The sequence below is a fragment of the Streptomyces sp. AF1A genome, assembly GCF_047340315.1.
In the GTDB taxonomy this organism is placed as follows: Bacteria; Actinomycetota; Actinomycetes; order Streptomycetales; family Streptomycetaceae; genus Streptomyces.
Window position 1 is genome coordinate 64,541 of record NZ_JBLEBI010000006.1, and the last position, 21,801, is coordinate 86,341.

Below are 21,801 nucleotides of genomic sequence, written 5' to 3' on the forward strand. Positions count from 1 at the left end.
TCGCGGACGTGCCAACACCCTTGTGCCGCACGGCCGTCCACCATATGGACAGAAGTGTGTGCGACACAAGGGCGTTGTGTGACGGGCCTACAGCCGCGGGTCGACCGGCTCCGACTCCAGCGCCAGCACGCCGAACACCGCCTCGTGCACCCGCCACAGCGGCTCGCCGTCCGCCAGCCGGTCCAGCGCCTCCAGACCGAGCGCGTACTCGCGCAGGGCGAGGGACCGCTTGTGGTTCAGGAACCGCTGCCGCAGCTGGGCGAGGTTCTCCGGCCGGGTGTACTCGGGACCGTAGATGATCCGCAGGTACTCGCGCCCCCGGCACTTGATGCCGGGCTGCACCAGCCGCCCCTCCGTGCCGCGGACCAGCGCGCCGACCGGCTTGACGACCATGCCCTCGCCGCCCCGGCCGGTCATCTCCAGCCACCAGTCGACGCCCGCGCGCACCGACTCCGGGTCGCCCGTGTCGACGTACAGCCGTCGGGTGGTCTGCAGCAGACCGGAGCCGTCGTGCTCCACCAGCCGGTCGATCAGGGCGAGTTGCCCGTCGTGCGGCAGCGCGGCGAGGCTGCGGCCCTGGACGGCGAGCAGCTGGAAGGGGGCGAGGCGTACGCCGTCGAGGCCGTCCGTGCTCCAGCAGTAGCGGCGGTAGGCCTCGGTGAACGCGGCCGCGTCGGCGGCGCGCTCCCGCTGCCGGCCCAGCAGGTCGCCGACGTCCGCGCCCCGGGCGGCGGCCGCCTCCAGGGCGGCCAGCGCGCCCGGGAAGACCGCGCCGGACGCGGCGCCGACGGCCGCGTACTGGCTGCGCAGCAGCCCCGAGGCCTTCAGCGACCACGGCATCAGCTCGGCGTCCAGCAGCAGCCAGTCCGTGTCCAGGTCCGCCCACAGTCCGGCGTCCGTGACCGCCGAGCGCAGGCGGCCGAGGATCTCCTCGGTCACCGTCTCGTCGTCGAAGAACGGCCGCCCGGTCCGGGTGTACAGCGACCCGGTGGGGCCCTGCGCGCCGAACCTCTTCAGCGCCGCCTCCGCGTCCCGGCACACCAGGGCCACGGCCCGCGAGCCCATGTGCTTCTCCTCGCACACGACCCGCTCCACCCCGTCGGCGGCGTACTGCGCGAACGCCTCCACCGGGTGCTCCAGGTAGCCCTCCAGGCGGGAGGTGGCCGTGGGCGCCATGGTCGGCGGCAGGTACGGCAGCAGGCGCGGGTCGATCGCGAAGCGGCTCATGACCTCCAGGGCCGCCGCCGCGTTCTCCTCGCGGACCGCCACCCTGCCCGCGTGCCGGGTCTCCACGGCCCGGCGGCCGGACACGTCCGCCAGGTCCAGCGGCCGGCCGTCCTGTCCACCGGGCGCCTCGAAGCGCAGCGGGCGGGCCGGCTCGTACCAGACCCGCTCGGCCGGTACGTCGACCAGTTCGCGCTCCGGCCAGCGCAGCGCGGTCAGCTTGCCGCCGAAGACGGCGCCGGTGTCCAGGCAGATCGTGTTGTTCAGCCAGGTGGCCTCCGGGACGGGGGTGTGGCCGTAGACGACCGCGGCCCGGCCCCGGTAGTCCTCCGCCCACGGGTAGCGCACCGGCAGCCCGAACTCGTCGGTCTCGCCGGTCGTGTCGCCGTACAGGGCGTGCGAGCGGACCCGGCCCGAGGTGCGGCCGTGGTACTTCTCGGGCAGGCCGGCGTGGCAGACGACGAGCCTGCCGCCGTCCAGGACGTAGTGGCTGACCAGCCCGTCCAGGAACTGCCGTACCTGCGCCCTGAACTCCTCGCTCTCGCCCTCCATCTGCGCGACGGTCTCGGCGAGGCCGTGGGTGTGCTGGACGTTGCGGCCCTTGAGGTACCGGCCGTACTTGTTCTCGTGGTTGCCGGGCACGCACAGCGCGTCGCCCGCGGCCACCATCGCCATCACCCGGCGCAGCACGCCCGGGGTGTCCGGGCCGCGGTCGACGAGGTCGCCGACGAACACGGCGGTACGGCCCTCGGGGTGGGTGCCGTCCACGTAGCCCAGCTTGGCGAGCAGGGCCTCCAACTCGGCGGAGCAGCCGTGGATGTCGCCGATGATGTCGAAGGGCCCGGTGAGGTGGGTGAGGTCGTTGAAGCGCTTCTCGGTGACGACGGTGGCGTTCTCGGCCTCCTCCACCCCGCGCAGCACGTGCACCTTGCGGAAGCCCTCACGCTCCAGGTGCCGGAGCGAGCGGCGCAGTTCGCGGATGTGCCGCTGGATGACCCGGCGGGGCATGTCGGCGCGGTCGGTGCGGGCCGCGTTGCGCTCGGCGCACACCTCCTCCGGCACGTCCAGCACGATGGCGATGGGCAGCACGTCGTGCTTCCTGGCCAGCTCGATCAGCTGACGGCGGGCGTCCTGCTGCACGCTGGTGGCGTCGACGACGGTGCGCCGTCCGGCGGCCAGCCGCTTGCCGGCGATGTAGTGCAGCACGTCGAAGGCGTCCCGGGTGGCGCCCTGGTCGTTCTCGTCGTCGCAGACCAGGCCGCGGCAGAAGTCCGAGGAGATCACCTCGGTGGGCTTGAAGTGCCGGAGGGCGAACGTGGACTTGCCGGAGCCGGAGGCGCCGACGAGGACGACGAGGGAGAGGTCGGTGACGGGGAGCACCCGTCCCCCGCTCTGTGTCTCGGTCATGCCGCCTTCGCCTCCTTCTCGGTCTCGATGTGGAACACGGCCATCTGGGTGGGCGGGCCGACCTCGGGGTCGTCCGGCCCGACGGGGGTGAACCCGACGCCGTAGCCGTGCCGTTCGGCCACGGCCGCCGCCCAGCTGCGGAACTCCTCGCGGGTCCACTCGAAGCGGTGGTCCCCGTGCCGCACGTGCCCGGCGGGGAGGGTGTCCCAGCGGACGTTGTACTCGACGTTCGGGGTGGTCACCACGACCGTGCGCGGGCGTGCGTGCCCGAACACGGCGTACTCCAGAGCGGGCAGCCGGGGCAGCTCGAGGTGCTCGATCACCTCGCTGAGCACGGCGGCGTCGTAGCCCTTGAGCCGGCGGTCGGTGTAGGCGAGCGACCCCTGGACGAGCCGGACGCGGGCCGCCTGCCGCTCGCCCATGCGGTCCAGCCTGAGCCGCCGGGCGGCGACGGTGAGCGCCCGCACGGACACGTCGACCCCGACGACCTCGGTGAACCGCACGTCCTTCAGCAGCTGCTGCACCAACTGGCCCTGGCCGCAGCCGAGGTCGAGGACGCGGGCCGCGCCGGCGTCGCGCAGGGCGGCGAGGATCGCCTCCCTGCGCTGGACGGCCAGCGGGGCCGGCTTCTCCTCCGCCTCCTCCCCGCTGTCCTGCGGGACCGCGTTGTCGATCGCCTCGACCTCGCTGTCGTCGGCCTCGGCCAGCCGCACCAGTTCCAGCCGCTCCCGTGCCTGCCTGGTGAGCGACCAGCGCCGGGACAGGTAGCGGCTGGTGATCAGGTGCTGCTCGGGATGGCCGGGCAGCCAGCCCTCGCCGGCCCGCAGCAGCTTGTCGACCTCGTCGGAGGAGACCCAGTAGTGCTTGGCGTCGTCGAGCACCGGCAGCAGGACGTACAGGTGGCGCAGCGCCTCGGCGAGCGTCAGGGTGTCCGACTCCAGGACGAGGTGGACGTAGCGCGAGTCGCCCCACTGCGGGAACGCGGTGTCGAGCGGCACCGGGTCGGCGGTCACCGTCCAGCCGAGCGGCTCGAACAGCCGCCCCACGAGTTCGGCGCCGCCGCGTGCGGGCAGGGCCGGTACCTCGATGCGCAGCGGCAGCGGGGCGGCGGCCCGCTCGGGGCGGGAGGCGCACACACCGCGCAGGGCGCTGGAGAAGACGCTGCTCAGCGCGACCGCGAGCAGCGAGGAGGCCGCGTAGGGGCGGTCGTTGACGTACTGCGCGAGCGCCGCGTCGGGCGCTTTGCCGCGGCTCTTGCCCCTTCCCCGCCGCGCCAGCGCCACCGGATCGGTCTCCAGCAGCAGCGCGGCGGTGCAGCGCCGGTCCCCGGCCTCGGGGTAGAAGACGTGGGCGGTGCCGTGGGACGTGGAGAACCTCTGCGCCTTGCCGGGGTGCTTGTGCAGCAGGTATCCGAGGTCGGTGGCCGGGTGGGCGGCGTCGCCGCTGGTGGAGATCGTCAGGAACACATGTCCGAGTCTCCCCGGCGCTGGCGCCCGCCGACCACCGGTTTTCGCACGCCGGCCCGGTGTTCCCGACTTCCCGCCGGCGCTCGCCCGCCCGCTCCCACGGCTCGCGCCTCTCTTCCCGCCCCGGTGCGGGGCGGGAAGAGGGCGCGGGAGGCGTTACGACAGCTGGGACTGGACGCGCGAGGAGATCAGCTCCAGGTGGTCCAGGTCGTCGAGGTCCAGGATCTGCAGATAGATCCGCCGGGAGCCGATCTCGGCGTAGCGGCCGATCTTCTCGACGACCTCGTCCGGGGACCCGGCCAGGCCGTTGGCCTTCAGTTCCGCCACCTCGCGGCCGATCGCGGCGGCGCGCCGGGCGACCTCCTGGTCGTCCTTGCCGACGCAGGCCACGAGCGCGTTGGAGTACGTCAGCTCGTCCGCGCGGCCCGCCTCCTCGGCGGCGGCGCGCACCCGGCCGAACTGCCGCTCGCTGTCCTCGACCGAGGCGAAGGGCATGTTGAACTCGTCGGCGTACTGGGCGGCCAGCCGCGGCGTGCGGGTCGCGCCGTGGCCGCCGATGAGCACCGGGATCTTCTTCTGGGCGGGCTTGGGCAGCGCGGGCGAGCCGGTGAGGTCGTAGTAGGTGCCGTGGAAGTCGAAGGTCTTGCCGAGCTCGGTCGCCCACAGCCCGGTGACGATCGCCAGCTGCTCCTCCAGCCGCCCGAACTTCTCCTTCGGGAACGGGATGCCGTACGCCTTGTGCTCCTCCTCGAACCAGCCCGCGCCGAGGCCCAGTTCCACCCTGCCGCCGGACATCTGGTCGACCTGCGCGACCTGGATGGCGAGCACGCCGGGCAGCCGGAAGGTGGCCGCCGTCATCAGGGTGCCGAGGCGGATCCGCTTCGTCTCCCGGGCGAGGCCGGCCAGGGTGATCCAGGCGTCCGTGGGGCCGGGCAGGCCGTCCCCGCCGCCCATGCGCAGATAGTGGTCGGAGCGGAAGAAGGCGTCGAACCCGAGGTCCTCGGTCGCCTTCGCGACGGTGAGCAAGGTGTCGTACGTGGCCCCCTGCTGGGGCTCGGTGAAGATGCGAAGGTCCATACATCCATCCTGCACGCCGCGGGCGCCGGCAACCTCACCGGCGCCCGCGGCCCGGGCCGAGCGCTGACCGCGGGGGGCGCCTCAGAACGGGCTGCTCCCGTTGCCGTTGCCCGGTACCGCCTCCTGGCGCGCCGCCAGCTTCCGCAGCATCTCGCGGACCCGGTCACGGGACTCGTCGGCCGCGTCGATGGCCTCCATGCACTGCCAGTACGTCGTCTCGTCGGCCGCGGCGCTGGCCATGCCGACCAGGGCCATGCCGACCTCGCCGAGCAGGCCGCCGAGGCAGAGCAGGGTCTCGCGGGCGTCGTCCAGCTCGGTGAGCTGGGCGGCGCGCAGATCGCCGGGGTCCAGCTCGGGCGGGTCCAGGGCGCCGCAGCCCCGGCCCGCGAGCTCGATCAGGCCCAGGGCCTCGCCGCGCAGCTCCGGCGGACCGGATACGGCGAGGCGGCTGCCGATCGCCTGGGCCAGGGCCTGTGCCTGCCACACCTCCGCCATGATCTCGGGCGTGTCCGCGCCGCGCGCCAGGGCACGCCTGCTCGTGAGGATGAGCCGTACCGCGTCCATCCGTCGCCCCCGTCCGTCCGCGTGCTCGGTCGCACGACAGCCTGAACTCTCTTGGTCACTACCCAGCGTGAGGGTCTGTGGGACGAAAAGCCAGAGGTAGACGGAAATCTGTGGACAACAATTCGGATTCGGCAGGGGAAATTGACTGCGGAGAGTAATAACGGAGCAGTTCCGTCCGCTGGTTGGCGTGGGGCGTGGGGGAACCGGCGTGCGTCCGCGAGGGGGAGCGGTGCGCGCCGGTTGCCGTGGGGTGCGGGTGGATCGGCGTGCGTCCGCGAGTGCGGGCGCGGTGTCGGGGGGAGCGGTGTGCGTCCGGCGCGGCGCGGGGACGGGCGCCGTCTCGTGCGCTGGCGGGCGCGGCGTTGGGGTGGGCGGCGTTCCTTCGTCGTCCGGTCGGTTGGCGCAGTGGCCCGCGCTGTCGCGTCCGTCCGCAGGCCGGGGTGGCAGTGCGGGGCCGGGCGTCAGCCGGGGTCCGCGGAGCCCGGGAGCGGGAAGCGCCGTTCGTTGCGGTCGATCTTGGCGGACAGAGCGGCCAGCGGGTCGATGCCCAGCACCTCGCAGAACTGCAGCAGATAGGCGAGGACGTCGGCGACCTCGTCGGTGACGCGATGCGCGGTGCCGGGGTCGTCCATCACCCGGGTGGACTCCTCCGGGGTCAGCCACTGGAAGATCTCGACCAGTTCGGAGGCCTCCACGCTGAGGGCGGCGGCGAGGTTCTTGGGCGTGTGGTAGGGCTGCCAGTTCCGCGCGGCCGCGAACTCGGCGAGTCTGCGCTGGAGTCGGGGCAGGTCGGGCTGTTCCGTCACGGGTTCAGGTGTACCACTGTGACGCCCTCGGTTCCGCCGACCCAGGAGGCGTCGCTCACCGCGGCCACACAGCGGATGTGCCCGCGCTCGCTCATCCGGGACGCCAGCCGCAGCAGTGCCCGGCGCTGCGACGGGTCGAGCGCGCGGTCGAAGCCGTCGGCGAGGACGGTGAGGGTGCGCAGGGCGTCGGGCACCTCGCCGGGGGCGTCCACGTCCAGGACGCCGGGTCCGGTCAGCAGGACCAGGGTCAGCGCGAGGTAGCGGAGTTCACCGTCGCCGAGCCGGGCCACCTCGGTGCGGGAGCCGTCGCCGCGGTCGAGCAGTGCCCGGACCGTGCCGTCGCCCTGCGGCTCGGCGACCAGGTCGGCGACGGGCCCGGCGCAGCCCGCGCCCAGCGCCTCGACCAGCAGTGCGTGCCGACGGGCGCACTCCGCGCGGGTGCGCCACAGGACGTCGGCGAGGTTGTCGCAGGCGGGCAGCAGCCGGCCCGAGCCCGTGGGGACGGGCGTGCGCATGCAGTCGGGGCGCGGGTCGCAGGAGAAGACCGAGCGCAGGGCGACGACCATCTGCTCGGCCGCGGCCAGCACCTGGCGCTGCCCGTCGGTCTTGCCGGCCACGCGCAGGGGCAGCAGGGCGGTGCCGAGGCGGTCGTCCGGGAGTGGGGCGCGCGTCACCGGAGCGGAGCCCCCGGTGTGCCAGGCGGCCTGCACCGTGCTGCGTCCGGGGTCGCGCAGGGCGGTCTCCAGGAGAACGACCCCGCCGGCGGTCAGCCGTTCGCCCACGATCCGCAACTGGGGCTCGGCCTGTACGGCGATGTCGAGCCGTACGGGTCCCTCGGCGCCGTCGGCCGTGCACCCGATCCGGAAGCCGCGCCGGCCGTCGGCGTCCGGGCGGGCCCGCTCCGGCACACAGCCGGCCGGGTTCGGGAACGCCTCCACGAGAGGGGCGCCGCCGCCCAGCCGGGCGAGCGCCTCGTACGCGGCGAGCGCGGTGGACTTGCCCGCGCCGCTCGGCCCGGCGAACACCGTGACGGGCCCCAGCGGGAACCCGGCGCGCCGGTGCCCGGCGAAGGCGGACAACCGCAGCTCGGTGATCCGGGCGCGCATGTCGAGGGGCCCGCGGGACTGGACGGGTACGGTCCCGGCGGAAGCGTCGGCCGCCGGAGGCTCGGCGGACACGGAAGGCACGGCCATGCCCGGACGGTAGGCCTCCGCCGACCCGCCGAACCGTTTTCCCGCCCGAGCCTTCCCACGATCGGGGTCCCGAACGGACACGACCGCACCCGGCACCACTCACCCGAGTGACACCGGGCCGCCCCCCACACACGCACCGGGGACGAACGGGCGGCTCGCCCCTCCCCGACCGCGCACCCGGCATCGCGCGACCGGCAGGTGCGGCGAGCGGGCCGGCACAAGACCCGTGCCCTGCCCTCGGCACCCGCAGCGCACCGCGCCCCCACCCGAACACCGCAGGCCCCGGCGGCTTTCCACCCGCATCCAGGACGAGCAGACGGCTCACGCCTCCCCGCCCTCACACCCGGCGCACCGCAGCAGGCAAAGCGGACGCGGCAGCCGGCCGGCCGGCACCGGAACGATGTCCTGCGGTCGGCGGCTACGAGCCGCCTCGACCCCCTGCTCTTGGCCCCGGCCTCTCAACCCGCACCCGGGTCAAGCAGGCGACGCGCGCCTGCCCGCCCTCGCACCCGACGCCCCGCAGCGCGCCGAGGCAGCAGCCCGGCCGGCACCGGATTGATGCCCTCCGGCCGACAGGTACGAGCCGCCTCGGCCCACCGCTCGGCCACCTCACGCCCCCGGCTCAACAGCCGGAGGCCACCGCACGCCCCCGGCTCAACCGCCGGAGGCCCCCGCGCCCTCCATCAGGCCGCTGACCTCCGTGCCCGGCGGGGTGAGGAGGAAGACGTTGCGTTCGACGCGGTGCATGCCGCTGCCCAGGCCGAAGACGACGCCTGTGCTGAAGTCGAGGACGCGCTTGGCGACCTCGGTCTCGGCGCCGGAGAGGTCGAGCAGGACCGGCGCCCCCGCCATGAGGGTCTCGGCGACCTCGCGGGCGTCCGCGAAGACGTTGACGCGCAGGACCACGAACCGGCGCCTGGTCTCGGTCTCGGCGTCCGGCAGCGAGCGGTGGTTCACCGCCGACGGCCAGGCGTCCCGGCCCCGCAGCGGCACGACCTGGGCGAGCCCTTCCCACTGCTCATCGGTGACGTCGTAACGGCTCACCGGCTCCCCCAACCCTGACTCGCACTCGATGCCTGCATCGGCCAATTCTTACGCCAAGTCACCCGTTCGGCCCAACAGCGACACGATCCGCGACCTCTCCGGCGCCACGTCCTCCGGCACCTCTTGGGGCACATGTACGAATACGCCCGTTTCTTACCGCCCTCATACCGGACTCTTCACGTCGCGCCACTAACCGCTCACATGCCGCCGATACCGTCCCGTGGCGTGACGTTGGCACAAACACAGCAGGTGACACCCGGCCGGCGGACCCACCCGGCGGTGTCCGCGGTCCCGGGGCCGCGTGCGGAGGCCCCCGGGAGCCCCGCTCAGTGGCACCGCGTGCTGACGCTGCTCGCGGACGTCAGCCTGTTCATCGGCACACGCTCGGTGTGGACGCAGGCGGCCACGCACCGGCTGGTCCTGGCCGGGATCATCTCCGTCTGCTACGCCTCCATCCTGGTGACGGGCGTCCTCGCCCTGACCGTCCGCCGGGCGCGCTCGCTGGCCCGCCTGGACCTGGTGGTCCTGGTGACCGCGATCGCGCTCACCCTGTGCACATGGGCGCTGAACCACGCCGGCGGCGACGAGGCCGTACTCACCACGCAGGCCGCGAAGGAGCTGGTGCACGGGCACGCCGTCTACGGGCAGCAGTGGCCGTGGCTGTTCCGCCTCAAGGGCGTCGCCCTGACCGCGACGACGACCGGCGGCTACGACTTCACCTACGGCTATCCCCCGCTGGCGCCGCTGCTCACCGCGCCCTTCCTGTGGCTGGGCCACGCCGGCGCGCCGGCCACGGCGGCGGTGACGGCCGTGCTGATCGTCGGCACGGCCGTGCTGTGGCGGCTGCTCCCGGCGCCGTGGCGCTCGGCGGCCACGATGGTCTGCCTGGGCTTCGGCTTCATCCCGATGTACGCGCGCCAGGGCTACCCGGCGATCATCGCCCTGGTCCTGCTGGTGCCGGTGGTGGTGCGCTGGCCCCGGCTCGGGGCCGGGGGCCGGCTCGGCGCGTCCGGGATCGCGCGGGCCGCCTGCCTGGGCGCGGCGTGCGCGGCGCAGCAACTGCCGTGGTTCGTGGCTCCGTTCCTGCTGGCCGGGATCTACGCGGTGCGCCGTGGCGAGCTGGGCGGCCGGGAGGCGGCGCGGGTGGTGCTGCGGATCGCCGGGATCGCCGTCCTCGTCTGGCTGCTCATCAACACGTACTTCATGGTGAGCCAGCCCGGCCCGTGGCTCCAGGGCATCGCCCTGCCGCTGATCCAGGGCGCGGTGCTGCACGGCCAGGGCCTGGTCGACGTCTCCCTGTACTTCACCCACGGCAGCGACCGGCTGGACTGGTACGGCCGCGCGAGCGTGCTGCTCGCCGCGGCCCTGCTGGCCCTGTTCGTGCTGTTCGTACGGCGGCTCGGGCCGGCCGCGACGGTGCTGCCCTGGTGCGCCTTCTACCTGGCGACCCGCTCCCAGGACGGCTACTACCTGATGATGACCCCGCTGTGGCTGGCGGCGGCGGTCACCGCGCCCCTGACGGAGTTCTCCCGCGCGTGGCAGCCCCGGCCCCGCCGGCTGTCCGGTCCGCGCCGCCGGCCGGCGCTGGCCGCCGCGGTGGTCGTGCTGGTCATGCCCGCACTGGTGAGCGCGACCCTCGCGGTGACCGGCCGGCCCCCGCTGCGCATGGACGTCACGGCGGCCCGGCGGACCTCGGCGCACACGGTGTCCAGGCTGACCCTGCGGGTGACCAACACCGGCGGCGACGCGCTCACCCCGCACTACATGATCACCACGAGTCAGGGCATGCGACGGTACTGGACCCAGGTGCGCGGCCCGGCCACGATCCCCGCGCACACCACGGCGACCGTCGAACTCCGGGCCCCCTCCGGGCACTTCTCCGTGCCCCTCCAGGCGGGCACCCCGCTGCGGCTGCGCGCCTTCACGGCGACCCCGCAGACGCTCTCCACCCGGGATCTGCGGCCGTCGGACCTGGGCGTCGAGGGCTGACCGGACGGGTCACGCCGGCCCGCACGTGAGGCGACGGGTCACCCCCGGCGCACACGTGAAGCGACGGGTCCCGCAGACACACACCTGACACGACAGGTCACCCCCGCACACACGTGACACGACAGGTCACGCCGGCCCCCGCGTGAAGCGCAGCGCGGCCGTCACCGTGGTGAGTCCGCCCATCATGCCCAGCTGGTTCCAGCCCATGCCGAACTGCTCGCGGTCCACGGTGAACTCGGTCTCCAGGGTGAGCGCGGCGTCCGTCGCGTCGGTCAGGCGCGCGGTGACGGACAGGGGCCGGGAGACGCCGCGCACGGTCAGCTGACCGGTCACCCGGACCTGGTCGCCGTCGACCCGCTCGGCCCCGCTCACGGCGAAGGTGACCTCGGGGTGGTTGTCGGCGTCGAAGAAGTCGGCGGAGCGCAGGTGGGTGTCCCGCTTGGCGTTCTTCGTGTCCAGGGAGGCCGCGTCCAGGGTGACCGTGCCGGCGGCCGAGCCGTCGGGCCGGACCTCACCCGAGCCGGCGACGCCGGTGAACGTGCCCTTGACGGTGACCAGGCCCCAGAACGTCCGGTGCCGCAGTCCGACGGTGGACGCGGCCGGGTCGAGCTGCCAGAGGCCTGTCTCCACGGTGACGGTCATGGTCGTACTCCCGAGTTCAGTGATTCAAATTTGGATGACCTCACGCTAGCCGCTCATCCAAATATGGACAACCAAGCGGTCCAAATGTGGACCACGGGTAGAATCGAGCCATGTCCGCCTCCGCCGCGCACCCCGCCGACCAGCCCGAATGCCCCTTCCCGGGGAGCGGTGGCGGGCTGCTTCCGGACGAACTGCGGGCCTGGCTGGTCCTGCTGTCGGCGACGGGCGCGGTCGAGCAGCGCCTGCGGTCGGCCGTGAAGGAGACCCTCGACGTCTCCCACGACGAGTTCCTGATCCTGTGTCTGCTGGCCGAACAGCCCCGCACCGGGCTGCGCATGACCCAGGTCGCCGGCCTCCTCGGCCGCCCCAAGACCCGGCTCACCTACCAGATCGCCTGCCTGCAGCGGGCCGGTCTCGTCACCCGCAGGTCGGTGTGCGGCGACAAGCGGGGTGTCGAGGTCGCGCTCACCGACAAGGCCCGCGACCTGCTGCGGGAGACGTCCGTCCGGCTCGCCGGAACCGTGCGGCAGGCACTCTCCGACTCGATGGGTTCCGACCAGCGCGCGGCCCTGTGCGCACTGGTCCCGGGGCTCGAAACCGAGTCGGCCGACGGCTGAGAGGCGCAGGTCACAACCGCAAGGGGAGAAACCTCACAGCCCCCGCCCTGCGTTCCCTTTAGCGTGCTGCCCTAGCATCCGAGCCATGACGGTCCTGCCTGACGACGGGCTCTCACTGGCCGCCGAGTTCCCTGACGCGACGCACGAGCAGTGGCAACGCCTGGTGGAGGGTGTGCTGCGCAAGTCGGGCAAGGAAGTCTCGGGCGCGGCAGTCGAGGACGCCCTGTCCACCACGCTGGAGGACGGGCTGCGCACCCGCCCCCTGTACACCGCGCGCGACGCCGCGCCCGACCCCGGCCTGCCCGGCTTCGCGCCCTTCGTGCGGGGCAGCCGCCCCGAGGGCAACACCGCGGGCGGCTGGGACGTGCGGCAGCGGCACACCGCCCTCACCGAGAACGCGGTCCTGGCCGACCTGGAGAACGGCGGCACCTCGCTGTGGCTGGTGCTGGGCGAGGGCGGCATCCCGGTCGACGGCCTCGGCCGGGCGCTGGAGGGCGTCTACCTCGACCTGGCACCCGTCGTCCTGGACGCCGGCCGGGACACCGCCGAGGCCGCCGAGGCGCTGCTGCGGCTGTACCAGGACAAGGGCGTCGACCCGAAGGCCGCGCGCGGCAACCTCGGCGCCGACCCGCTCGGGTACGAGGCCCGCACCGGCGCGGCCCTGGACTTCGCGCCGAGCGCCGCGCTGGCCGCACGCTGTGCCGAGCGGTACCCGGGCCTGCGCGCGCTGACCGTGGACGCGCTGCCGTACCACGAGGCGGGCGGCTCGGCCGCGCAGGAGCTGGGCGCCTCGCTCGCCACCGGCGTGGCCTACCTGCGCGAGCTGACCGAGGCCGGGCTGGGCGTGGAACAGGCGGCGGGACAGCTGGAGTTCCGCTACGCGGCCACCGCCGACCAGTTCCTCACCATCGCCAAGCTGCGCGCCGCGCGCCGGCTGTGGGCCCGCGTCGCCGAGGTCTGCGACGCCCCGGGCGCGCAGGTGCAGCACGTGGTGACCTCGCCGGTGATGATGAGCCGCCGCGACCCGTGGGTCAACATGCTGCGCACGACGGTGGCGACGCTCGCCGCCGGGGTCGGCGGCGCGGACTCCGTGACCGTGCTGCCGTTCGACCACGCGCTCGGCCTGCCCGACGCGTTCGCCCGGCGCATCGCCCGCAACACCTCCACGATCCTCATCGAGGAGTCCCATCTGGCCCGGGTCATCGACCCGGCGGGCGGCTCCTGGTACGTCGAGGCGCTGACCGACCAACTCGCCCAGGCGGCCTGGGAGTTCTTCCGCACCATCGAGCGCGACGGCGGCCAGGCGGCCGTGCTGCGCTCCGGCCGGCTGCGCACCGACCTCGCGACGACCTGGGCCGAACGCTCCAAGCGGCTCGCCAGGCGGCGCGAACCCATCACGGGCGTCAGCGAGTTCCCGCTGCTCGCCGAGAAGCCCGTGGTGCGCGAGCCCGCGCCCGAACCGCCGTCCGGCGGACTGCCGCGGGTGCGCAGGGACGAGGCGTACGAGGAACTGCGCGCCCGCTCCGACGCCCACCTCGCGGCGACCGGCGCCCGCCCCCGGATCTTCCTCGCCACGCTCGGCTCGGCCGCGGAGTACACCGCCCGCGCCACCTTCGCCTCCAACCTCTTCCAGGCGGGCGGCATCGAGCCGGTCACCGAGGGCTGCTTCGAGGACAGCGGCGCCACCGAGGCCGTGCTGTGCTCCAGCGACGCCCGGTACGCCGAACAGGCCGAACAGGCCGCCGAGTCGCTGCGCGCGGCCGGGGCCCGGCACGTGTTCCTGGCGGGGCGTCCGGCCGACCACGCCGGCATCGACTCGTACGTCTTCGCGGGCTGCGACGCGGTGGATGTGCTGTCCGCGACCCTCGACCGCATGGGAGTGTCCTGATGGGAATCCCCGACTTCTCCGGCATCGAGCTGGGGACCCCGGTGGCCGGCGGCAGCGCCGAGGAGTGGCGTACGGCCGTCAAGCGGGCGACCGGGGCCGAGGAGCCGCTGTGGGAGACCCCGGAGGGCATCGGGGTCAAGCCGCTGTACACCGGCCGTGACCTGGAGGGCCTGGACTTCCTGGACACCTACCCGGGCATCGCGCCGTACCTGCGCGGCCCGTACCCCACGATGTACGTCAACCAGCCCTGGACGATCCGCCAGTACGCGGGCTTCTCCACCGCCGAGGAGTCCAACGCCTTCTACCGGCGCAACCTGGCGGCCGGCCAGAAGGGCCTGTCGGTCGCCTTCGACCTGCCCACGCACCGCGGTTACGACAGCGACCACCCGCGCGTGACCGGTGACGTCGGCATGGCGGGCGTGGCCATCGACTCCATCTACGACATGCGGCAGCTGTTCGACGGGATCCCGCTGGACCGGATGACGGTGTCGATGACGATGAACGGCGCCGTGCTGCCGGTGCTCGCGCTGTACATCGTGGCGGCGGAGGAACAGGGCGTACCGCCCGAGAAGCTGGCCGGAACCATTCAGAACGACATTCTGAAGGAGTTCATGGTCCGCAACACCTACATCTATCCGCCCAAGCCCTCGATGCGGATCATCTCCGACATCTTCGCGTACACCTCGCAGCGGATGCCGCGCTACAACTCCATCTCGATCTCCGGCTACCACATCCAGGAGGCGGGCGCGACGGCCGACCTGGAGCTGGCGTACACGCTCGCGGACGGCGTGGAGTACATCCGGGCGGGCCGGGAGGCGGGCCTGGACGTGGACGCGTTCGCGCCCCGCCTGTCGTTCTTCTGGGCGATCGGCATGAACTTCTTCATGGAGGTCGCCAAGCTCCGCGCGGCCCGCCTGCTGTGGGCCAAGCTGGTGAGCGGGTTCGAGCCGAAGAACGCCAAGTCCCTCTCCCTGCGCACCCATTCGCAGACCTCCGGCTGGTCGCTGACCGCGCAGGACGTGTTCAACAACGTCACGCGCACGGCCGTGGAGGCGATGGCGGCGACCCAGGGCCACACCCAGTCGCTGCACACCAACGCCCTCGACGAGGCGCTCGCCCTGCCGACCGACTTCTCGGCCCGCATCGCCCGCAACACCCAGCTGCTCATCCAGCAGGAGTCGGGCACCACCCGGGTCATCGACCCGTGGGGCGGCAGCGCCTACGTGGAGCGGCTGACGTACGACCTCGCCCGCAAGGCCTGGGCGCACATCCAGGAGGTCGAGCAGGCCGGCGGCATGGCGCAGGCCATCGACGCCGGCATCCCCAAGCTCCGGGTGGAGGAGGCGGCCGCGCGGACGCAGGCCCGCATCGACTCCGGGCGCCAGCCGGTCATCGGCGTCAACAAGTACCGCGTCGACAGCGACGAGCAGATCGAGGTCCTGAAGGTCGACAACTCCGCCGTGCGCGCCCAGCAGATCGAGAAGCTGCGGCGGCTGCGCGCGGAGCGCGACGAGCAGGCCTGCCAGGACGCCCTGGACGCGCTGACCCGGGCCGCCGACGGCACCGAGAACCTGCTGGAGCTGGCCGTCCGCGCGGCCCGCGCGAAGGCGACCGTGGGCGAGATCTCCGACGCCCTGGAGAAGGTGTACGGCCGGCACGCGAGCCAGATCCGTACGATTTCCGGTGTGTACCGCAACGAGACAGGTAGCTCCCCGTCCGTGGACCGCACCCGGGCCCTGGTGGACGCCTTCGAGGAGGCCGAGGGGCGCCGTCCGCGGATCCTGGTCGCCAAGATGGGCCAGGACGGCCACGACCGCGGCCAGAAGGTGATCGCCACGGGCTTCGCCGACCTCGGCTTCGACGTCGACGTCGGCCCGCTGTTCCAGACGCCGGAGGAGGTCGCCCGGCAGGCGGTCGAGGCGGACGTGCACGTCGTCGGCGTGTCGTCGCTGGCCGCCGGTCACCTCACGCTCGTCCCGGCGCTGCGGGAGAAGCTCGCCGAGGAGGGCCGCGGGGACATCATGATCGTGGTCGGCGGGGTGATCCCGCCGCAGGACGTGCCGACGCTGCGGGAGATGGGCGCGGCGGAGGTGTTCCTGCCCGGCACGGTGATCCCGGACGCGGCCTACGACCTGGTGAAGCGGCTGTCCGCCGACCTCGGCCACGAGCTGTAGCGCCGCGATGGCCGCGATCGATCTCGACACGTATGTGAAGGGTGTGCTCGACGGGAAGCGGGCCCTGGTGGCCCGGGCCATCACGCTCGTCGAGTCCACCCGGCCGCAGCACCGGGCGCTGGCGCAGGAGTTGCTCACCGAGCTGCTCCCGCACAGCGGCCGGGCGCGGCGGATCGGCGTGAGCGGGGTGCCGGGTGTCGGCAAGTCGACCTTCATCGACGCGTTCGGCACCATGCTGACCTCGCTGGGCCACCGGGTCGCCGTGCTCGCCGTCGACCCGTCCTCGACCCGCACCGGCGGTTCCATCCTGGGCGACAAGACGAGGATGGACCGGCTCGCGGTGGACCCGAACGCCTTCGTGCGGCCCTCCCCCAGCGCGGGCACGCTGGGCGGGGTCGCCAAGGCCACCCGGGAGTCGATGGTGGTGATGGAGGCCGCGGGCTACGACGTGATCCTCGTCGAAACCGTCGGCGTCGGCCAGTCGGAGACGGCGGTGGCCGACATGGTCGACTCCTTCCTCCTGCTCACCCTGGCCCGCACCGGCGACCAGCTGCAGGGCATCAAGAAGGGCGTCCTGGAACTGGCCGACGTGATCGCCGTCAACAAGGCGGACGGTCCGCACGAACGGGACGCGCGGGCCGCCGCCCGGGAACTGGCGGGCGCGCTGCGGCTGATGCACGGCAAGGACGCCTTCTGGACTCCGCCGGTGCTGCACTGCAGCGCCCGCGAGTCGACGGGGCTGGACACGGTGTGGGAGCGGCTGGAGCGGCACCGCGCGCTGCTCGACTCCACCGGGCGGCTCACCGCCAAGCGGCGAGACCAGCAGGTCGACTGGACGTGGGCGATGGTCCGCGACGAGCTGCTCGGCCGGCTGCACGCCGACCCGGCGGTGCGCGAGACGGCACCGGACCTCGAACGGCAGGTCAGGGAGGGCCGGTTGACCGCGACGCTGGCGGCGGAACGCATCCTTGCGGCGTTCGAGGGTCGTACGACCGGCCGGTGAACGGCTGGTCGGGCCCGCCGCGTCCGCGGATGCGGCGGGCCGCCTCCCGGAGCTCGACGCTGTGCTCCCGGGAGAAGCGGCGCAGCACGTCGACGGCCTGGTCCTCGATGAGGTGGTGGCTGTCCGTGAGGGTGCCCATCGCCTCACCGATGTCCTGGTCGGCGAAGTGGGCCCTGATCCGGTCGTGTTCGTACGCCCTTGTGGACGAACCAGAGGCGGCCTTGAGTTTGAGGAGCGGCCAGCAGGGATCACGCTCACCGTCCGGTCACTCTCCTGAGCGCCGCCACGATCCGCTCCGGCTCCGGCGGGCACCCCGGCACCCGGGCACCGCCAGATCCACCGGTACGACATCGCCGACCGCGCCCTCGACACCGTAACCACCCGCGAACTCACCGCAGTTGATCGCGCAGTCCCCCACCGCGACCACCAGCCGCGGCTCCGCCATCGCGGCCACCGTGCGCCGCGGCGGCTCGGCCATGTTCCGCGTCACCGGCCCCGTCACCAGCGCCACGTCCGCGTGCCGGGGGGAGGCCACCAGCCGGGCGCCGTAGCGCTCGGCGTCGTACACCGGGCTGAAGGCCGCCGCGATCTCGATCTCGCAGCCGTTGCAGGAACCCGCGTCCACGCACCGCACCTGCACCGACCCGCCCAACTCCCGCTTGGGCCGGGACATCGCCCTCGGGCCGCGGCGGTGGCGGCTCGGCCACCCGCCCGGTGGCACGGATCTTGCGCAGCAGTCCCATGAACCCTCCCTGAGACGGTGAGGTCTGTCCGCGGGTAGCCAACGGAATCTCCCGCGGACGGAGTTACGGCACTTTTACGACGCCTTGCCCTTGCGGTGGATCGCGGTGGAGGCGGTCGTCTCCCGTCGTCACGGACCGCTGAACTCTCCCGGGAGACGGCCGCCGGTCAAGGGCCGTCGTCACGACGGCGGCTTCGCCTCCTGCTGTGCGGCCTGCAGGTCGGCGAGGAGTTCGGCCTGGCCGGCCAGGACGCCGGAGAGGATGGTGCGGGCCACCCGCAGCAGCTCGGCGACATACGGGCTGGTGAGCGAGTAGTACACGGTCGAGCCCTCCTTGCGGGTCACCACCAGGTTCGCCCGGCGCAGCACCGCGAGCTGCTGGGAGAGATGGGCGGGCTCGATGCCCACCTCGGGCAGCATCTCGGAGACCGCGTGCTCGCGCTCGCTCAACAGCTCCAGGACCCGGATACGGGCCGGATGACCGAGGGTCTTGAAGAACTCGGCCTTCAGTTGGTACAGCGGCATGCTCACCTGGCCATCACCTCCCCGGTACAGCAGTACGGCCCCACCGGCCGGACCTCGGCGCATCGCATCCACCCACTCGTCGACAACATGCGGCCATCCTCGCCTGCGGCCCCGGCCGGACCGAATCCGGGCGGAGGACGGACGCCGTCGCATCCAACGGCGATGACCTCAGTAATTGCTAAGATTAGCAATTACTGAGATCCTGGGAGGAGGTTTGCGTGAGGGTCACCCCCCTGCACGGCGTCGGCATCACCTGGCTGAAGTGCCCCGCTTGCGGTCCCACGTGCCGTCCCGCCGCCGTCGGCCCGAACGGCGGATGCCCGCTCTGCGGCACCGGCCGGCTGCTGAAGCTGTCCTTCGGCGGCACACCCCCGCGCACCGCCGAGCCCCCCATCCGATGGCGCCGGTGAAGCGGCGGACGGCGTCGGGGCCGAGGTAGCCGGCGACGGAGAGGACGCCGAGGTTCTCCTCGACGGTGTAGCGCCAGTCGATGGTCATAGGCTGAACTCCCTTGTGCGGGTGGCCCGTCGGGGTCGCGGTCCGATCACAGAGGCAGGCTGATCCGGATGCTCTTGCCTTCCCCGTCGGCGTCGGCCCGTACCGTGGCGGTGCCGCCCAGGCCGAGGACGAGTTCCATGACGGTGCCCAGCCCGCCGGTCCCTGCGCCGGTCGCGGCCGCGCACAGCGCAGGCCGGCGGGGGTGTCGGTCGTGGACGGCGAAGGCCAGGCAGTCCGCGTCCGCCGCGTAGATCACGGTCACCGTCGGAGAGAGGGCGGCGGCGTGCCGGACACTGTTGGTGACCAGCTCGGCGAGGATCAGCAGCGCGGGGTCGACGGCGGGGTGACGCAACCCGATCCCCCACTCCACCAGCACCTGCTCGGCCGTCTCGCGAGCCACGCGGACGGCGGACGGTTCCGTGGGCATGGTGAGCACATGCCGGTACGGCAGCACCTCGAGCGGTTTCGGCATCAGCCCTCCGAGCCCCGGGTGAGGCGGAAACCGCCGACCGTCCGAGGATGGATGCGCACGATCGCGTCGTGCGGGCCGTGCGCCCAGCCGGGCAGCGTACGACGGTAGTGGGCCGACTCGGCCGTGTCGCTGAGGACGTCGGCGGGGCCGTGGACGGTCACCGTCCAGCCGGTGCCGGGCTCCGCGCGGATCTCGTCCACGTGGTACGTCACCGTCGCCGGAACCCCTGCCGTCCGGACGGGGGCGCGCACGGTCAGCCGCCCGTACTCCCACACGTGTCTGGCGGGCCGTACGACGGTCGACTCGCGCTGCTGGAACACCAGCCGTCCCAGGCTGCTGCCCTGCAGGAGCCACAGGGCCTCTGCGCCGGAGACCTCGACCATGCGCAGGCTCGCCGGAGTGGTGCTCATCGCGCTGCTTCCTCACTGAGGTCGTGGCTCTTCTGCGCGGGGACTGCGGGCAGGACACCCGCCATTTCCAGTTGGTCCCGGGCAGCCTTGATCGCCTCCGGCGTGGTGGCGTACTCCCGGCCGTTCGGACGGAGCAGGTCCAGCGTCCCCACCGATTCGAGGGCCCGGCGTTGACCGGGCCGTATGCCGGAGGCCATGACCACGATGCCGCGCCGGTTGAGCTTGTCCACCGCGTCCTTGAGGACCAGGGCGCCGGTCGCGTCCATGGTCGACACCCGGGACATGCGCAGGATCACGACCCGGACGTCCGCCACCTCTGTCAGCTCCATCAGGAAGCGGTGGGCGGCGGCGAAGAACAGCGGACCGTCGATGCGGTAGGCCACGATGTGCTCGGCCAGCAGCGCGTGCTCCTCGGCGCTGTGGTCGCCCCGGTCCAGCGGCACCTTGTCGAAGCGGGCCTGCTTGGCCACGGCACGCAGCGCGAGGGCGCCTGCCACGACCAGGCCGATGATCACGGCGTAGACCAGGTCCAGCGCCAAGGTGGCGGCGGCGGTGAGGAGGAGGATCAGCGCGTCGGAGCGGGTAGCCCCGGCCATCGCCTTCAGCGAGCCGACCTCGACCATGCGGATCGCGGTGGCCAGCAGCACGCCCGCCAGCGCGGCGAGCGGGATCTTCGAGACGAGCGGCGCCGCCGCGAAGACGATCACGGCGAGGATCGCGGCGTGGGTGAGCGCGGCCAGCCGCGAGCCGGCGCCGGTACGGACGTTGACCGCGGTGCGGGCGATCGCACCGGTCGCGGGCACACCGCCGAAGAGAGGCGCGGCGATGTTCGCGAGCCCTTGGCCGAACAGTTCACGGTCCGGGTCGTGCCGCCGGCCCACCGTCATGCCGTCGGCGACGGACGCGGACAGCAGGGACTCCAGCGCGGCGAGCGCGGCAACCGCCACCGCCGGGGCGACCAGCGTCCCCAGCGAACCGAGGTCGAGAAAGGCCAGGGAAGGCGCGGGCAGCCCGGCAGGCAGGTCGCCGATCGGGGTCGCCGCGTCCAGATGAGCCGCCTGTGCGACGAGGGTGGCCGCGATCACGGCGAGGATGGAGAAGGGGACGGTCGGCCGCCACCGCGCGCCGGCCAGCATGAGCGCGGCCACCGCGACCGCGACGCCGAGGGCGGTCCAGTTCGGGGATGTCGCGAACTCCGCCACCGCCCGCCAGGCCACCACCAGGACGCGGTCACCCTCGGGCTTGGGCACCCCGAGCGCGTTCGGGACCTGCTGCAGGCCGATCACGCAGGCGATGCCGAGGGTGAAGCCCTCGACGACCGGCGCGGGCACGTACTGCATGTACTTCCCGGCCCGCACCGCGGCCAGGGCGACGAGCATGATCCCCGCCATCAGGCCGACGGTGAGCACCCCGGTCGGCCCGTACCGGCCGACGATCGGCACGAGGACGACCGTCATCGCGCCGGTCGGGCCGGACACCTGCACATTCGACCCGCCGAACAGCGCGGCGAACGCGCCCGCGACCACGGCGGTCGCCAGACCCGCCTCGGCGCCCAGCCCGGAGGAAACCCCGAAGCCGAGCGCGAGCGGCAGCGCCACGATGGCGACGGTCAGACCGGCCAGCAGGTCCCGGCGCGGGTCCCGCCGCATGTCGGCGAGGTCGGCACGGCCGGGCAGCAGCGCCACCAGCCGGCCCCGCGCTCCGCTGAACGCCGAGGTCATCGCCCGGCCACCTCGGCCTCCCGCAGCTCTGCCAGCAGCTCGTTCCGTCCGGCCAGCAACTCGGTGAGGATGCGCCGGGCGGCCTTCATCAGGTCGGCCACGTCCCCGCCCGCCAACGTGTAGACGACGGACGAGCCCTCGCGTGCCGAGGTGACGAGCCCGGAGCGGCGCAGCACCGCCAAGTGCTGCGACAGGCCGGAGGGCTCCACCGCGATGGCGGCGAGCAGGTCCCGCACCGGCATCGGTCCGGCCTGCAACAGCTCCAGCACGCGGATCCGCACGGGATGCCCCAGCATCCGGAAGAACTCGGCCTTGGCCTGGTACAGCGGAACGGACACG

21 protein-coding genes are annotated in these 21,801 nt (G+C 73.2%); 6 read left to right on the plus strand and 15 right to left on the minus strand.

The genetic code is table 11. The features are described from left to right. Positions 1-87 precede the first annotated feature (87 nt). The 7 genes from ACLU3S_RS03590 to ACLU3S_RS03620 all read right to left on the minus strand — a co-directional run bounded on the left by ACLU3S_RS03590 (position 88) and on the right by ACLU3S_RS03620 (position 8,781). On the minus strand, positions 88-2,631 hold the full coding sequence (locus ACLU3S_RS03590; RefSeq protein ID WP_413950232.1) for a polynucleotide kinase-phosphatase: 2,544 nt from the start codon (positions 2,629-2,631) through the stop codon (positions 88-90). Beyond that, on the minus strand, positions 2,628-4,097 hold the full coding sequence (locus ACLU3S_RS03595) for a 3' terminal RNA ribose 2'-O-methyltransferase Hen1 (protein ID WP_413950233.1): 1,470 nt from the start codon (positions 4,095-4,097) through the stop codon (positions 2,628-2,630). Before ACLU3S_RS03595 ends, ACLU3S_RS03590 begins: the two co-directional genes overlap by 4 nt. 156 nt (positions 4,098-4,253) lie before the next feature. Next, positions 4,254-5,174 carry an LLM class F420-dependent oxidoreductase gene (locus ACLU3S_RS03600; protein ID WP_413950234.1) on the minus strand — a complete coding sequence of 307 codons (921 nt, stop codon included), beginning with the start codon at positions 5,172-5,174 and terminating at the stop codon, positions 4,254-4,256. Between the two features lie 81 nt (positions 5,175-5,255). Next, positions 5,256-5,738, minus strand: coding sequence for a DUF6099 family protein (locus ACLU3S_RS03605; protein ID WP_413950235.1), 483 nt, complete (start codon positions 5,736-5,738; stop codon positions 5,256-5,258). Positions 5,739-6,199: 461 nt separating this feature from the next. Continuing rightward, on the minus strand, positions 6,200-6,544 hold the full coding sequence (locus ACLU3S_RS03610) for a nucleotide pyrophosphohydrolase (protein WP_413950236.1): 345 nt from the start codon (positions 6,542-6,544) through the stop codon (positions 6,200-6,202). After that, positions 6,541-7,737, minus strand: coding sequence for an AAA family ATPase (locus ACLU3S_RS03615; RefSeq protein ID WP_413950237.1), 1,197 nt, complete (start codon positions 7,735-7,737; stop codon positions 6,541-6,543). The genes ACLU3S_RS03610 and ACLU3S_RS03615 overlap by 4 nt, the downstream gene beginning before the upstream one ends. 654 nt (positions 7,738-8,391) lie before the next feature. After that, on the minus strand, positions 8,392-8,781 hold the full coding sequence (locus ACLU3S_RS03620; RefSeq protein WP_413950238.1) for a cell division protein SepF: 390 nt from the start codon (positions 8,779-8,781) through the stop codon (positions 8,392-8,394). Positions 8,782-8,982: 201 nt separating this feature from the next. Between ACLU3S_RS03620 and ACLU3S_RS03625 the strand changes: the two genes are divergently transcribed. Then, on the plus strand, positions 8,983-10,770 hold the full coding sequence (locus ACLU3S_RS03625; RefSeq protein WP_413950239.1) for a hypothetical protein: 1,788 nt from the start codon (positions 8,983-8,985) through the stop codon (positions 10,768-10,770). Positions 10,771-10,896: 126 nt separating this feature from the next. On the opposite strand, the gene ACLU3S_RS03630 is transcribed toward ACLU3S_RS03625, so the two are convergent. Then, entirely contained in the window at positions 10,897-11,412 is a 516-nt protein-coding gene (locus ACLU3S_RS03630; protein WP_413950240.1) for a YceI family protein, read from the minus strand. A gap of 110 nt (positions 11,413-11,522) precedes the next feature. Between ACLU3S_RS03630 and ACLU3S_RS03635 the strand changes: the two genes are divergently transcribed. The 4 genes from ACLU3S_RS03635 to meaB all read left to right on the plus strand — a co-directional run bounded on the left by ACLU3S_RS03635 (position 11,523) and on the right by meaB (position 17,094). Then, entirely contained in the window at positions 11,523-12,029 is a 507-nt protein-coding gene (locus tag ACLU3S_RS03635; protein WP_413950241.1) for a MarR family winged helix-turn-helix transcriptional regulator, read from the plus strand. 85 nt (positions 12,030-12,114) lie between these two features. Next, positions 12,115-13,917, plus strand: coding sequence for a methylmalonyl-CoA mutase family protein (locus tag ACLU3S_RS03640; RefSeq protein ID WP_413950242.1), 1,803 nt, complete (start codon positions 12,115-12,117; stop codon positions 13,915-13,917). Next, complete coding sequence (scpA, locus tag ACLU3S_RS03645) at positions 13,917-16,091, plus strand: methylmalonyl-CoA mutase (protein ID WP_413950243.1); 2,175 nt, start codon at positions 13,917-13,919, stop codon at positions 16,089-16,091. The genes ACLU3S_RS03640 and scpA overlap by 1 nt, the downstream gene beginning before the upstream one ends. A gap of 7 nt (positions 16,092-16,098) precedes the next feature. Continuing rightward, positions 16,099-17,094, plus strand: coding sequence for a methylmalonyl Co-A mutase-associated GTPase MeaB (meaB, locus tag ACLU3S_RS03650; protein WP_413950244.1), 996 nt, complete (start codon positions 16,099-16,101; stop codon positions 17,092-17,094). On the opposite strand, the gene ACLU3S_RS03655 is transcribed toward meaB, so the two are convergent. From ACLU3S_RS03655 to ACLU3S_RS03665, 3 genes are all read right to left on the minus strand, one after another. Next, positions 17,015-17,272, minus strand: coding sequence for an ANTAR domain-containing protein (locus ACLU3S_RS03655; protein ID WP_413950268.1), 258 nt, complete (start codon positions 17,270-17,272; stop codon positions 17,015-17,017). The two genes, meaB and ACLU3S_RS03655, sit on opposite strands and share 80 nt — an antisense overlap. Positions 17,273-17,359: 87 nt before the next feature. After that, the gene (locus ACLU3S_RS03660; RefSeq protein ID WP_413950245.1) at positions 17,360-17,719 is read right to left on the minus strand and encodes an NADH-quinone oxidoreductase subunit B family protein; all 360 of its coding nucleotides are present in this window, start codon (positions 17,717-17,719) and stop codon (positions 17,360-17,362) included. A gap of 297 nt (positions 17,720-18,016) precedes the next feature. Then, a complete protein-coding gene (locus tag ACLU3S_RS03665) occupies positions 18,017-18,367 on the minus strand; it encodes an ArsR/SmtB family transcription factor (protein ID WP_413950246.1) in 351 nt (116 codons plus the stop codon). Between the two features lie 212 nt (positions 18,368-18,579). On the opposite strand from ACLU3S_RS03665, the gene ACLU3S_RS03670 reads away from it, so the two are divergent. Further along, positions 18,580-18,771 (plus strand): hypothetical protein, encoded by a 192-nt coding sequence (locus tag ACLU3S_RS03670; RefSeq protein ID WP_413950247.1) that lies wholly within the window; start codon positions 18,580-18,582, stop codon positions 18,769-18,771. A 134-nt stretch (positions 18,772-18,905) separates the two neighbouring features. Here ACLU3S_RS03670 and ACLU3S_RS03675 read toward each other — a convergent pair whose 3' ends face one another. From ACLU3S_RS03675 to ACLU3S_RS03690, 4 genes are read right to left on the minus strand one after another with little or no spacing between them, the layout of a single operon-like run. Next, on the minus strand, positions 18,906-19,331 hold the full coding sequence (locus tag ACLU3S_RS03675; RefSeq protein WP_413950248.1) for an ATP-binding protein: 426 nt from the start codon (positions 19,329-19,331) through the stop codon (positions 18,906-18,908). After that, positions 19,331-19,741 (minus strand): pyridoxamine 5'-phosphate oxidase family protein, encoded by a 411-nt coding sequence (locus ACLU3S_RS03680; protein ID WP_413950249.1) that lies wholly within the window; start codon positions 19,739-19,741, stop codon positions 19,331-19,333. Before ACLU3S_RS03680 ends, ACLU3S_RS03675 begins: the two co-directional genes overlap by 1 nt. Next, entirely contained in the window at positions 19,738-21,462 is a 1,725-nt protein-coding gene (locus tag ACLU3S_RS03685; protein ID WP_413950250.1) for a SulP family inorganic anion transporter, read from the minus strand. Before ACLU3S_RS03685 ends, ACLU3S_RS03680 begins: the two co-directional genes overlap by 4 nt. Further along, entirely contained in the window at positions 21,459-21,800 is a 342-nt protein-coding gene (locus ACLU3S_RS03690) for an ArsR/SmtB family transcription factor (protein WP_413950251.1), read from the minus strand. Before ACLU3S_RS03690 ends, ACLU3S_RS03685 begins: the two co-directional genes overlap by 4 nt. Between the last annotated feature and the right edge of the window lies 1 nt (position 21,801).

Bases quoted from the DNA above. Each gene is read 5' to 3' on its own strand.
- ACLU3S_RS03590 (WP_413950232.1), bottom strand. From the start codon at position 2,631: ATGACCGAGACACAGAGCGGGGGACGGGTGCTCCCCGTCACCGACCTC.
- ACLU3S_RS03600 (WP_413950234.1), bottom strand. From the start codon at position 5,174: ATGGACCTTCGCATCTTCACCGAGCCCCAGCAGGGGGCCACGTACGAC.
- ACLU3S_RS03605 (WP_413950235.1), bottom strand. From the start codon at position 5,738: ATGGACGCGGTACGGCTCATCCTCACGAGCAGGCGTGCCCTGGCGCGC.
- ACLU3S_RS03615 (WP_413950237.1), bottom strand. From the start codon at position 7,737: ATGGCCGTGCCTTCCGTGTCCGCCGAGCCTCCGGCGGCCGACGCTTCC.
- ACLU3S_RS03625 (WP_413950239.1), top strand. From the start codon at position 8,983: ATGCCGCCGATACCGTCCCGTGGCGTGACGTTGGCACAAACACAGCAG.
- ACLU3S_RS03630 (WP_413950240.1), bottom strand. From the start codon at position 11,412: ATGACCGTCACCGTGGAGACAGGCCTCTGGCAGCTCGACCCGGCCGCG.
- ACLU3S_RS03635 (WP_413950241.1), top strand. From the start codon at position 11,523: ATGTCCGCCTCCGCCGCGCACCCCGCCGACCAGCCCGAATGCCCCTTC.
- ACLU3S_RS03640 (WP_413950242.1), top strand. From the start codon at position 12,115: ATGACGGTCCTGCCTGACGACGGGCTCTCACTGGCCGCCGAGTTCCCT.
- scpA (WP_413950243.1), top strand. From the start codon at position 13,917: ATGGGAATCCCCGACTTCTCCGGCATCGAGCTGGGGACCCCGGTGGCC.
- meaB (WP_413950244.1), top strand. From the start codon at position 16,099: ATGGCCGCGATCGATCTCGACACGTATGTGAAGGGTGTGCTCGACGGG.
- ACLU3S_RS03675 (WP_413950248.1), bottom strand. From the start codon at position 19,331: ATGCCGAAACCGCTCGAGGTGCTGCCGTACCGGCATGTGCTCACCATG.
- ACLU3S_RS03680 (WP_413950249.1), bottom strand. From the start codon at position 19,741: ATGAGCACCACTCCGGCGAGCCTGCGCATGGTCGAGGTCTCCGGCGCA.
- ACLU3S_RS03685 (WP_413950250.1), bottom strand. From the start codon at position 21,462: ATGACCTCGGCGTTCAGCGGAGCGCGGGGCCGGCTGGTGGCGCTGCTG.